General features: G+C 66.3%; 9 protein-coding genes. 3 read left to right on the forward strand and 6 right to left on the reverse strand.

The annotated features are described in order from the left end of the window. Nucleotides 1-116 precede the first annotated feature (116 nt). Entirely contained in the window at nucleotides 117-2,744 is a 2,628-nt protein-coding gene (locus CPH63_RS14445) for a beta-glucosidase (RefSeq protein WP_096303579.1), read from the forward strand. A gap of 71 nt (nucleotides 2,745-2,815) precedes the next feature. Here CPH63_RS14445 and CPH63_RS14450 read toward each other — a convergent pair whose 3' ends face one another. From CPH63_RS14450 to CPH63_RS14465, 4 genes are all read right to left on the reverse strand, one after another. Then, on the reverse strand, nucleotides 2,816-3,991 hold the full coding sequence (locus CPH63_RS14450; protein WP_096303580.1) for an acyl-CoA dehydrogenase family protein: 1,176 nt from the start codon (nucleotides 3,989-3,991) through the stop codon (nucleotides 2,816-2,818). 29 nt (nucleotides 3,992-4,020) lie between these two features. Beyond that, nucleotides 4,021-4,866: a 3-hydroxybutyryl-CoA dehydrogenase gene (locus tag CPH63_RS14455; RefSeq protein ID WP_096303581.1), complete on the reverse strand. Its 846-nt coding sequence runs from the start codon at nucleotides 4,864-4,866 to the stop codon at nucleotides 4,021-4,023. A 224-nt stretch (nucleotides 4,867-5,090) separates the two neighbouring features. Next, on the reverse strand, nucleotides 5,091-7,364 hold the full coding sequence (locus tag CPH63_RS14460; protein WP_096303582.1) for a DUF6185 family protein: 2,274 nt from the start codon (nucleotides 7,362-7,364) through the stop codon (nucleotides 5,091-5,093). 100 nt (nucleotides 7,365-7,464) lie between these two features. After that, nucleotides 7,465-8,244: an SDR family NAD(P)-dependent oxidoreductase gene (locus tag CPH63_RS14465; RefSeq protein ID WP_096303583.1), complete on the reverse strand. Its 780-nt coding sequence runs from the start codon at nucleotides 8,242-8,244 to the stop codon at nucleotides 7,465-7,467. Between the two features lie 103 nt (nucleotides 8,245-8,347). Between CPH63_RS14465 and CPH63_RS14470 the strand changes: the two genes are divergently transcribed. Next, nucleotides 8,348-9,151 (forward strand): class I SAM-dependent methyltransferase, encoded by an 804-nt coding sequence (locus tag CPH63_RS14470; protein WP_197704361.1) that lies wholly within the window; start codon nucleotides 8,348-8,350, stop codon nucleotides 9,149-9,151. A 105-nt stretch (nucleotides 9,152-9,256) separates the two neighbouring features. Next, on the forward strand, nucleotides 9,257-10,051 hold the full coding sequence (locus CPH63_RS14475) for a maleylpyruvate isomerase N-terminal domain-containing protein (RefSeq protein WP_096303585.1): 795 nt from the start codon (nucleotides 9,257-9,259) through the stop codon (nucleotides 10,049-10,051). Between the two features lie 145 nt (nucleotides 10,052-10,196). On the opposite strand, the gene CPH63_RS14480 is transcribed toward CPH63_RS14475, so the two are convergent. Both CPH63_RS14480 and CPH63_RS14485 read right to left on the reverse strand, forming a co-directional pair. Continuing rightward, nucleotides 10,197-11,291 carry a phospholipase D-like domain-containing protein gene (locus tag CPH63_RS14480; protein ID WP_172892218.1) on the reverse strand — a complete coding sequence of 365 codons (1,095 nt, stop codon included), beginning with the start codon at nucleotides 11,289-11,291 and terminating at the stop codon, nucleotides 10,197-10,199. An 88-nt stretch (nucleotides 11,292-11,379) separates the two neighbouring features. Continuing rightward, complete coding sequence (locus tag CPH63_RS14485; RefSeq protein ID WP_157749571.1) at nucleotides 11,380-11,751, reverse strand: hypothetical protein; 372 nt, start codon at nucleotides 11,749-11,751, stop codon at nucleotides 11,380-11,382. Nucleotides 11,752-11,753 lie beyond the last annotated feature (2 nt).

Below are 11,753 nucleotides of genomic sequence, written 5' to 3' on the forward strand. Positions count from 1 at the left end.
CACACTCCGGGGCAACATTAGTAACGATCATGTAACGATGGGTATAGCAACGGTGTTTCCTGAGTGGTCAGTAAGCATATGGTCGCGGGCATCCCCCGTCCGTTTAGGAGCATCACATGAAACGTCGAAGCCTGTGGGTAGCCGCGCCGATCGCGGCGCTGGTGGCGGTGACGCTGCCCAGTGCGTCAGCCATTGGATCGCCAGCGAAATCCCCGAATTCCACTCGATCATCGGCCCTCTATGCGGGCCGCCCCTGGTTGGACCCGCACCGCAGCGCGTCGGCTCGAGCGGCGGCGCTGGTGGCCAAGATGACCCTGGACGAGAAGATCGCCGAGGTGCACGGCGTCGGATACCCGCTCTTCGCCGATCCGACCACCGGCTACGCCGGCAAGATCCCGGCCAACACCCGACTCGGCATACCGGCGGTCTATCTCGCCGACTCGCCGCTCGGGGTCGGGAACAACTCGACCGGGGTGACGCAATGGGCCGACACGGCAGCGCTCGCCTCGACCTGGGACACCCAGATCGCGAAGAAATACGGCCAGGCCTACGGAGCTGAGCAGGCCGGCAAGGGCCACAACGTCGCGCTCGCGCCCACCATCAACATCCTGCGGCTGCCGACCTGGGGCCGGTCGCCCGAGACGTTCAGCGAAGACCCGTATCTCACCGCGCAGCAGGCGGTCTCCGAGATCAAGGGGATCCAGAGCAACCATGTCATCGCGACGGCCAAGCATTTCCTGGCCAACAATCAGGAGGTACAGCGGTCGTCGATCAACGTCATCGCCAGCCAGAAGGCGCGTGAGGAGATCTACGAGCCCGCGTTCAAGGCGGCTGTACAGGCCGGTGTCGGCGCGATCATGTGCTCCTACAACCAGATCGGCGGCAGCTACGCCTGCGAGAACGCGGACACGCTGATCGGAACGCTGCGCGACGCGTGGAAGTTCGACGGCATGGTCATGTCGGACTGGGGCGCGCTGCACAACACGGTGAAGGCCGCCAAGTCTGGCCTTGACCTGGAGATGCCCGGAGCGGCCGACGACAGCAACCTGGGCCCCATCGACCAGCTCTTCGGCTCCTACTTCAACACCAAGCTCAAGGCCGCGGTGCAGGCCGGCGACGTGACCGTCGCCGAACTCAATGGCATGGTCGAACACGTACTGACCGCGATGTTCCGCGTCGGCCTCTTCGACCACCCGTTGGCCGACCCAGCCACCGTGAAGGGCCTCGACGTGAGCACGGCCGCGCATCAGGCGCTCTCCACTTCGATCGCCGAGCAGGGCACCGTGCTGCTGAAGAACGCGCGTAGCGTGCTGCCCCTGAACAGTGGCCGGGTCGGGTCAATCGCGGTTATCGGTGACGCGGCGAGGAATCCGCTGACCGCGGGCGGGGGATCGGCGGCGGTGACCGCCTCCTCGCCAGTCGTGAGCCCGCTCGAAGGGATCACCGCACGGGCGCCGGGCGCCTCGGTCAGCTACGCCCAGGGGACACTCGGCACCAACCCGCTCCCGGCCGTTCCCGCTACGGCATTCGGCAGCGGGTTGAAGGCCACCTACTACGCCAGCGTCGATCTTTCGGGTGCTCCGGTCGCTAGCGAGACCGTCCCGGACCTCGACTATCAGGGCAACCCGGCTGCCGTCTCGACGACGAGTCCCTGGTCGGCGCGCTACAAGGGAACGATCACCGCACCGGCCTCCGGCACGTACCGATTCTCACTGCAGGCCGGCGCGTACGCGACGGTCTACATCGACAACAAGAAGGTCGTCTCGTTCCTGCCGACCTTCGAACCGACGCAGAACGGGCTTGTCCAACTGACTGCCGGCGCGCACAGCATCCGTGTCATCGTCACGCCCTATGTGCACAAGGCGGTCACGGTGGATGCGTTCGCAGTGACCGCCGGGCTACACCTCGGCTGGCAGCCGCAGGAGAATCTGCTGGTAGCCCAGGCAGCCGCGGCAGCCAGGACTGCGAACGTGGCGATCGTCGTCGCATCCGCTCCGGCCAGTGAGGGATGGGACCGCAGCACCCTCGCTCTGCCGGCTGATCAGGACGAGCTCATCTCGGCGGTTGCCGCGGCGAACCCGCGCACCATCGTCGTGTTGAACACCGCAAGCGCGGTGACGATGCCGTGGCTGTCCAAGGTGGCCGGCGTGACGGAGGTGTGGTTCCCGGGCCAGACGGCGGGGACCGCGATCGCCAGTGTCCTCTTCGGTGACGTCAACCCGTCCGGAAAGCTCCCGGTTACCTTCCCGGCCAGCGATCAGCAGGGACCGGCCCGATCCAAGATCGACTACCCGGGCGACGGCACCGACGTCTACTACAGCGAGGGGACGCTCGTCGGCTACCGCTGGTTCGATTCCACCGGGCAGAAGCCGCTCTTCCCCTTCGGTTTCGGACTCTCGTACACAACGTTCGACTTCTCGGCGCTGAAGGTCCGGCGCAGCCACGACGGATATGAGGTCAGCGCCCGGGTCGCCAACACCGGTACGGTTGCCGGCTCCGAAGTGGCCCAGCTCTACGTCGGGTCGCCCAGCAGCGCCAACGAGCCGCCGCACCAGCTGAAGGGCTACACCAAGGTGGCGCTGCGGCCCGGGCAGTCAAGCGTCGTCCGGCTTAGCCTGCCGCGCAGTGCGTTGGCCGCGTGGATGAACAGCGACGCCGGGTGGGTCGTCGCGAAGGGCAAGTACACGCTCTACCTCGGTGATTCGTCCCGCAACCTCCCGCTTCAGACGAGCATCCGCGTCTGAGGCGTCAGGGAAACACGACGGGCCGCCGAATGTATTCTCGGCGGCCCGTTCGTGTGTCGTGGGCCTGTGGGTCAGGCCCGCCCGGCGAGTAGTTCGCGGGCCATGACTACGCGTTGGATCTGGTTGGTGCCCTCGTAGATCTGGGTGATCTTGGCGTCGCGCATCATTCGCTCGACCGGGAAATCCCGCGTGTATCCGTAGCCGCCGAGCAGCTGTACGGCATCGGTGGTGATCTGCATGGCCACGTCCGAGGCGTAGCACTTGGCGGCGGCACCGAAGAATGGCAGATCGCTGTCGCCCCGTTCGGATTTGGCGGCGGCGACGTAGACCATGCTGCGCGCGGCCTCCAGTGTCATCGCCATGTCGGCCAACATGAACTGCAGTCCTTGGAACTCGGCCAGGTGCTTGCCGAACTGTGAGCGTTCCTTGACGTAGCCGAGGGCGAAGTCGAGCGCGCCCTGAGCGATTCCGACGGCCTGCGCGCCGATGGTCACGCGAGTGTGGTCAAGCGTCCGCAGTGCGATCTTCAGCCCCTCGCCGCGGGTGCCGATCATCCGGTCAGCCGGAATCCGGACGTTGTCGAAGTGCAGTTCACGAGTCGGCGATCCCTTGATGCCGAGCTTGCGCTCCTTGGCCCCGAACCCGAAGCCGGGGTCGGACTTCTCGACTACGAACGCGCTGACGTTCGAGCCGCGCCGGGCATCCGGATCGGTGACGGCGAGGACGGTGTAGAACTCGGCGACGCCGGCATTCGTGATCCAGGACTTCTGCCCGTTGATGATCCACTCGTCGCCGTCGGCGATGGCGCGCGTCTTCATCGATGCGGTATCGCTGCCGGCCTCCCGTTCCGAGAGCCCGTAGGCGAAGCCCGCTTCACCGCGCGCGAGCGGCGGCAGATACTTCGCCTTCAGTTCGGCCGACCCAGCCAGCATCAACGGCATTGAACCCAGCTTGTTGACGGCTGGAATGAGGGAGGACGAGGCGCAGACGCGGGCCACCTCCTCGATGACGATGCAGGTGGCCAGGGCATCGGCACCCACTCCGTCGTACTCGGCCGGCACGTGCGGGGCGTGGAAGTCCGAGGCGATCAGCGCATCGTAGGCCTCCTGCGGGAAGGCGGCCTGTTCATCGACCTCGGCCGCGAAAGGGGCGATCTTCTTCTCGGCGACCAGGCGGACGGCCTCGCGTAGCTGCACGTGGTCGTCGGAGATCCGAAAGAGGTCGAAGGTGCTGTTTTTGCTGGTCATTCAGGGTTTGCCGTTCGCGAGGTAGGGGGTTAGGAGTAGGTGTAGAAGCCGCGACCGGATTTGCGCCCGAGGAGGTTCGCGTCGACCATCCGTGCGAGAAGGGGGGGTGCGGCGTAGAGCGGCTCCTTGAACTCCTCGTAGAGCGATTCGGCCACCGCCTTGGTGGTATCGAGGCCGATCAGGTCGGCCAGAGCGAGCGGGCCCTGCGGATGGGCACAGCCGCGGACCAGTCCGTCGTCGATATCGGCGGCGGTGGCGAAGCCGGACTCGAGCATTCGGATCGCCGACAGAATGAACGGGATCAGCAGCGCGTTCACCACGAACCCGGCCCGATCCTGGCAGTCGATGGCCTTCTTGCCCAGGGTGTCTTCGACCACCTCGCGAGCGCGCTGGGTGGTCTTCGGGTCGGTGAGCAGGCTCGGGACGAGCTCAACCAGGGAGAGCACCGGGACCGGGTTGAAGAAATGGATGCCGAGGACATGGCTGGGTCGATTCGTGGCGACGGCCAGCTTCATGATCGGGATGGAGGAGGTGTTGGAGGCGAGAATGGCGTCCGGTGAGGTGACGATCGCGTCGAGCTGTCTGAAGAGCGCGGTCTTGGCCGACTCATCCTCCACGATCGCCTCGATCACCAGGTCGCGGTCGCTCAACTCGGTGAGCTCGGTGACCACTCGAATCCGGCCGAGCACCTCGTCGGCCGACTCGATCTTGCCGCGAGCCTCGGCGCGTCGCAGCGCCGCATCCAACCGTGCCTGCCCGGCGTCGGCGGCCTCCACGCTCGACTCGGCGACGACCACGTCCAGACCGGCCCGCGCGAACACCTCCGCGATTCCCGACCCCATCAGCCCGCAGCCGACGACTCCGATCTTCTCCACTTTCGATCCCTTCAGGATGCAGCGATGGCCTATTCACGTTTCGGCATCCACTATGACTTGCTACTGACGAGTACGACAAAGCGAGCCGGCGTGAAACACATTGCACAGCAAACACAGGCGATCCACCGGAATGAGTCCTGAGAAACTGCTAGGATGTCCAACTAATCACTGCTAGGGTGTCCGACTAATCACGGCTCGTCGCCGGACGCCTATCCGAATGGCGCTCAGTGACCGCCGGCCAGCGGCGTCCCGAGATTCAGAGCGGCTCGGACGAAGTCGAGCCCGGTACCGTTGACCAACTGCTGCCCCACCGCGAGCAGGGCGAGGATGACCGGGACGCTGTAGAGCACGATCGACTTCGTCGTCAGAATGAAGTAGGCCTCGCGAAGCGTCTCGACCGCCTCGGTCCAGGTGCCTGCAGCGCCGGCGGGGCTGAATCGCCGCGCGATCAGCGCGTCCCACACAACGCTGAACGCGACCAGAAAGAGGAGGAGTTCAAGCCCGGGGAAACTCCACCCGCGAGTGGTGTCGTGAAGCGTCCAGCCGTTGATCAGGTGGACGATTTCGGCGGCGGCGAACCAGGCACCGGCGAGGCTCAGTGCCTTCAGCGGTCCGACCCGCCCTGGCAGGCGCGGACTCAACGCGCCGTAGAACAGCCCGGAGATGAGCCATCTCGCCGCTTCGGCGAGGACGCCGGCCACCGCGAACAGCAGTCCTGGACCAGGCTGTTGCCAATGCCGCGGCAACCCGGTAGCGGTGGTGAGGGCAAAGTATCCGAACGGCACGACCGCGAGAACCGCGGCGCACTTTGCCGCCAGAACCATGTTCTCCAGCGCCGTTGGCCTCGGCGATGAGTTCGCGAGGGCCTCGACCGGAGTCGGACCCGATTTCGCTTCCGCTGCTGGCCGCGCCATTTCATCAGGTGCCGGCCGCGCTATTTCATCAGGTGCCGGCCGCGCTATTTCATCAGGTGCTGGCCGCACGACGACCCTGACGATCAGGAGGGTGAGAATTACTTCCCCGACGGGCAGTTGCACACCGAATGCGGACAACGGGTTCTGCTGGGTCAGCACCGCCCAACCGAACGCGCCAGCGGCCAGCACTCCGGCTCCCAACGGACCCTCTGAGCGCAGCAGCGGCCGTACCAGCGCGATCCCGATCAGGACGATCGCCAGAGCGGCTATCACGTAGCGCGTAGCGAAGTATCCGGTGCGGACGACGGATCCGAGGGTCTGCGGTTCGGGCGCGTCTCCGATGTCGAATGCGAGGGCGACCAGCAGCGCGATTCCAATCAACCCGCAGGCGAATCCCCGTATCCGATCGCCCGACCAAGGTGAGTTCCCCGCCCGGACTCGCCTCACCGGATTCGGTTCGGTTGCTGCCGGCGGCGCATCACGAACGGTAGCGCCGCGAATCTCTCGGTATCCGATGGTCCCGATCTGAATCAAGAGGAGAATGGCGATCCCCTCGAGGAGCGTGAGACCCACGATTGATGAGTAGGAGATCCCAATCCATGCGCCGCCCCCGGCAGCAAGCAGAACCGTGACCGCGAGAAGCAGACGTCGGCCGCCACCTCCGGTGAAAAGCAGGGCCGCGCAGCTGCCATAGATCAGAACCATCAGAGCCGCCGCGACGACGCTGGAGGTGAGGGTCTCCAGATCTATCCCCGCGGCGAGAACGCCTAGCAGCGCAACGAGAATCACCTTGAATTCCTTGCGGCCGCTCGCCTTCGACCGCCAGGCTAGGTACGCGGCGATGAGACCGACGAGAATCGGCTGCGACCAGCCGACGATCTCGCTTATCGATAGTTGGCCGCCGAGCCTGCTGTCCTGAAGGAGAGTGCTCAGATACGTGCTGAAACCGATCGGTACGGCTTCGGTGACAACTGGTACCTCGTCACAGCTGACGCCCGCGCGGGACCAGACTGCGGTGTCAGCGGTCTGCTGGTCCGGCAATGGGCTGAGCGCAGACGGCGCCCTGGGGAAGTCGGTCCGCAGGGTCAGGTTGCTGCCTGCCCACTGCGCCTGCGGGGTGGTCCAAGCTTGATGGAAGCAGACGGACTGCGGGTTGAACGAAACCTGGAGATGATTTGTGTGCCAGGCCAACCGCCAGTGGTCTGCGAAGCGCACGTCACTGACCTCGCTGGAGATCGTCGCCCGGCCCCCGTCGATTTTGGTCGCGATGGCAGTTTGATCATCAGGCAGACCAAGGCATCGTCGTGCCGAGGAGGCATTCGGTGAGTTCGGCGTGTAGACCAGTGCGGCGACCTCGGGGGCGTTGTCGGCGAGTGTGATCTGAATCGATTCCGTGGCCGTTGTCTGTGAAGAGCCCGATCGGACCACGAGGTGATCGACGACGTCAGCGCCGACCAGCGACGAGCAGATGAAGGTGTCGTTCTCGGGGGGTGGAAACGTCAGCTGGTGCGTCCGGGCATTCAGCCAGCCGCCGAGAACGGCGGCGACCGCGATGAGACCGAGAGCGATCAGGCCCCTGTGCATACCTCAGCCCCCCGGCCGCCCGTCAAGTCGAGTTCACGCTAGCGGACCGGCTAGGCAAGCGCTATAGGCCGTAGCCGGGCACAGGAAGCGTGCTGATCGCTCAGATCGTGCTGATCAGTCCGCCGTCGATCGTCACGCTGGAGCCGGTGACGTTTGCCGTCCGGTCGCTGGCCAGCAGGACGACGAGATCGGCCACCTCGCCCGGTGTAGAGAAGCGGCCGGTCGCGGTGCTGGCGACGGCGTTCCTGGCGACATCCTCCGGGTTCGCCCCGCTCGCCCGAGAGACAGTGGCGGCCACACCCTTGTCGCCCAGCCAGAGGTCGGTCTCGACCGGCCCGGGGGTGACTGTGTTGACCCGGATGCCTCGTGGGCCGAACTCCTTCGAGATCGACTTGGCGAAGTTTGTCACCGCCGCCTTCGCCGCGCTGTAGTCGAGGACGGCTGGGTCGGGGAGGAAGGCGTTCACCGAACCGGTATTGATGATGACGCCACGCCCGGCCGTCAGCATGATCGGCAGCGCCGCACGCGTCGCCCGGACGGCGGCCATCAGATTCAGGTTGATCGACCGCGACCACTGCTCATCTGAGATCTCGAGGAATCCGGCGAGTCGGACGGCGGCCAGTCCGACGTTGTTCACGAGTATGTCGAGCCGATCTCCGGCCTGGGCGATCAACGTGGCCGGCCCGTCGGCGGTCGCGAGGTCAACCGTGACGACCTCGACCGAGCCGGCGGCGGCCAGTGTCTCGAGCTCAGGCGAAGAGGTTCGCGCGCCAGCTATGACGTGCACGCCCTCATCGACGAGCGCCCGCACGATAGCGAGGCCGATGCCCTTGCTGGCGCCCGTGACGACGGCCCGTCGCCCCTGCAATCCGAGTTCCATCGGAGTCTCCTTCGTGGTTGGTGCGTTGGTAGATCGATCAGCGCTGCGAATGCTCACTGCGTCGGGAGTGCACAGTCTCTCAGCTCAGCGCCATACTGGGGCGATGGAGAGCGAGACGCGCTGGGTCGGATCGATGCCCGAGACCTACGATCGCTGCCTTGGGCCGGCGCTCTTCGAGCCGTACGCCGTCTACCTCGCCGGGCTGGCCGCTGAGCTCGCGCCGAACCGCATCCTGGAAGTGCTTGAACTGGCGGCTGGAACCGGAGTCACCACGGTTGAGCTTCTTCGCCGGCTGCCGACGGCCACCCTGACCGCCACCGATCTAAATCCGTCCATGGTCGAGTGGGGTCGCACGCAGGCGCCCGCGGCCCGCTGGCAAGTCGCAGATGCCCAGGAGCTCGACTTTGCCGACGGCGCGTTCGATCTCGTCGTCTGCCAGTTCGGTGTGATGTTCTTCCCCGACCGGCAGCGGGCCTACGCCGAGGCGCTGCGGGTCCTGGCTGCCGGCGGCGTGCTGCTCGTCTCTTCGTGGGACGTCGTCGAGAAATCGGCCTTTCCGTCGGCATTGCTCACCGCCCTCGCCATGCTGTTCCCATTGGATCCGCCTGACTTCGTCTCGCGGGTCCCGCACGGCTACGCCGATCCGGTCCAGCTCGCCGCGGATGTCGCGGCGGCCGGCTTCGGTGGAGTCTCGGTCCGTCCGGTCGCCCTTCGCGGCCGGGTCGCCTCGGCGCAGGTGGTGACCGAGGGCTTCTGTCTCGGTACGCCGCTGCGCTTCGCGCTCGAGGCGCGCGGTGAGTTGGAGTTGCTGACCGACCAATTGGCGGTGGAGATGACGTCGCTACTGGGCGAGGGGCCGTTGACCGGCGACCTGGCGGCCCACGTCATCATCGCGAGGAAGCCGTAGTCCGGACGCCGTACCACCCGCGGGACCGGCCCTGCCGTTCCGACGTTGTCGTCGCGGCGGTTTACTTGGCAGGTCCACTCCGTTCGTCCCTGCTGGAGGCGCAGAATGAGCACCGCAGACCCGGTCATCGCCGCACTTCGAACTGGCCACGACGGCCTGCAGGAGGTGGTCGTCGGTCTCAGCGACGTTGACCTGGCCGGGCCCTCCGGCGCCACCGACTGGGATATCGCCCAGGTCTTGAGTCACCTCGGCAGCGGCGCCGAGATCAACCTCGCGACGCTGGAGGCGGCCCTCGGACGTCGCGCGGCTCCGGATGGTGACTTCAATCCGTCGGTCTGGGACCGCTGGAACGCGATGTCGCGCCGCGAGCAGGCCGACGGGTTCCTCGCCTCCAGCCTCGCGCTCACCGAACTCTACGAGTCGATCGACGATACAACTCGTGATGCGATGCGAATCGACATGGGCTTCCTGCCCGAGCCGGTGGATCTGGCCACTGCCGGCCGGCTACGGCTGAGTGAACTGACGCTGCACAGCTGGGACGTCCGAGTTGGTATCGACGGCAGCGACAACGCGCTGCCGGCCGACGCCGCTGACGCCCTCCTGCACGGCGCCCCTAATATGCTGGCCTGGATCAGCAAGCCGGAGCGATTGAACGGGCGGAGCGCGGTCATCGAGGTGACCACCAGCGGCACCGACTCAAGGTTCGCACTGCACCTGAACACGCCCGTCAGCATCGACTTTGACGTCCCCGCGGAGCCCGATGGCACGCTCGCGCTGCCCGCTGAGGCGTGGCTGCGACTCGTCGCCGGCCGCCTCCCGCAGGCGCACACCCCGCCGCAGGTCACCGCCACCGGAGCGGCTGACGTCGACCTGCTGCGCAGCGTCTTCCCCGGCTATTGAGATGACACGCCCAAGAGCCACTGTAAGCGCTTGCGGAATGCCGCGGCCCTGCCGAATAATCGGGCCCGGTCGTTCCTCGGCGCGACTCGGCTAGCTCCGCCGAGGAACGGCATAGACGACTCCTCTGTGTTCGTCTGTGCTCCCGCTACCGGTACTCGGCTATCACGGCATCTAGGTAGGCGGTGTAGGCCTCCAGCGTCAGAGGGTCGTCGACGTGCAGCTGGTTCTCGGCGTTGCGCTCGGCGTTGCCGGAGAAGTTGTAGCTGCCGGTGGTGAGGATGCCATCCGAGATCAGGACCTTCAGGTGCATGAAATCGTGCACGCTGGTCGGCGTGTACGGCGTGGATTCCTTCCGGACCAAGTGCGTGACGACCCGCTCCCAGTCGGCCAGCACCTGACCTAGCCGGGGGCTGTTACGCCACTGCCGCACGATCGGATCCATCTGCGCACCGTCGTAGATCCCGCTCAGCGCAACGCCGGCCGCAACGGCGGCGGCGAGTGAGGCCAGCACCTCGTGGGAGCTGAGGACCATGGTCGCCACGATGAGTCGCTCGCGGGCGGCGGCGACCCGCGCGGCGAGGGCATCGTTCACGGCCCTCCCATCGCCGGGGCAGAAGTCCCAGCCGACGTTGACCCCATCGATCGTTGTACTGCCGCCCCCGTGCAGTCCGGCGTTGTGGATGCCGCCGGTCTGCCACATCTGCTCGAAGTCGACCAAGTACGACTCGGCCATAGCTCGGTCGGCCACGGTGATGACGTTGTTCTCCTGGCGCGTCCAGGCATCCTCGGTGAAGTTCGTCGAACCTGTCCAGACGGCTGTGCTCGCCGTGCCGGCGGCGTCGCGGAGGATGTATTTCGAGTGCATGAGCTGACCACCGGCACGGATCGGCTTCAGGGAGACCGCGGTTGACCCGAGGTGTTGGTTCAGGAAATCTCCGGTTCCGACCGGCGCCGGGTCGGCCCCCAGCGCGGCGAAGTCAGCGCCGGTGCCGTCGGCTGGCTTACCGGCGTCATAGGCGATTCGGACGGCGACGCCGCGATCGGCGGCGGCGGTGAAGGCCCCGACGACCGTCTCGATGATCCCGGGGTCAGCGAGGCGGAAGTCGTAGATGGCAACCTCGATCGAGGTGGTGGCCGCCGACACGAACGCGGCTAGGTCGTCCGCGATGGTGGCCAGTTGATCGCTGGGGCCGCCGTACCGCAGATCGCGCAGGAACTTGACGTTGATTGGGTTCGTCACGCTTCCAGAAGACGCCTCGGGCTCGGCCACCGCAAGTAGCCGGTGGGTGAACACTCCTGGAAATTCGCAGGTCTGTGGGCTCGAGCGGCTAGCGGAGCGCGTGTCTGAGGTCCAGCTCAAACAGCTCGTTGAACCGGTGCTGCGGCATGGTCATCGTCACGGTCGCGACGAAGCTCGGGGTGACGGGCGCTCCGCGCATCGCGGCCGAGATCTCCTCGACGTCGAGCCCGAACGCATCGGCCATGGACTGATGGGAGGTTATGCCCTGGTGAGCCAGCGCCAGGTCGAAGGCTGGTTGCCGGACTCGCACCTCCGGGAGGTCCGGAGGCCGGGGCCGACGGTCGCAACTGGGTGGAAGCACGCGCGGGCGGGCCACGCTCCCGGCGTCGATCGACCCGACCATCTTGCTGACTCCCCGCGTGAGTACCAATGCCAGCTCCAACTGGGGTGATGATGGCATCC

The organism is Jatrophihabitans sp. GAS493 (assembly GCF_900230215.1).
GTDB lineage: Bacteria > Actinomycetota > Actinomycetes > Mycobacteriales > Jatrophihabitantaceae > MT45.

Coding starts and splice junctions, on each gene's coding strand:
- CPH63_RS14445 (WP_096303579.1), top strand. CDS start 117: ATGAAACGTCGAAGCCTGTGGGTAGCCGCGCCGATCGCGGCGCTGGTG.
- CPH63_RS14450 (WP_096303580.1), bottom strand. CDS start 3,991: ATGACCAGCAAAAACAGCACCTTCGACCTCTTTCGGATCTCCGACGAC.
- CPH63_RS14460 (WP_096303582.1), bottom strand. CDS start 7,364: ATGCACAGGGGCCTGATCGCTCTCGGTCTCATCGCGGTCGCCGCCGTT.
- CPH63_RS14465 (WP_096303583.1), bottom strand. CDS start 8,244: ATGGAACTCGGATTGCAGGGGCGACGGGCCGTCGTCACGGGCGCCAGC.
- CPH63_RS14470 (WP_197704361.1), top strand. CDS start 8,348: ATGGAGAGCGAGACGCGCTGGGTCGGATCGATGCCCGAGACCTACGAT.
- CPH63_RS14475 (WP_096303585.1), top strand. CDS start 9,257: ATGAGCACCGCAGACCCGGTCATCGCCGCACTTCGAACTGGCCACGAC.
- CPH63_RS14485 (WP_157749571.1), bottom strand. CDS start 11,751: ATGCCATCATCACCCCAGTTGGAGCTGGCATTGGTACTCACGCGGGGA.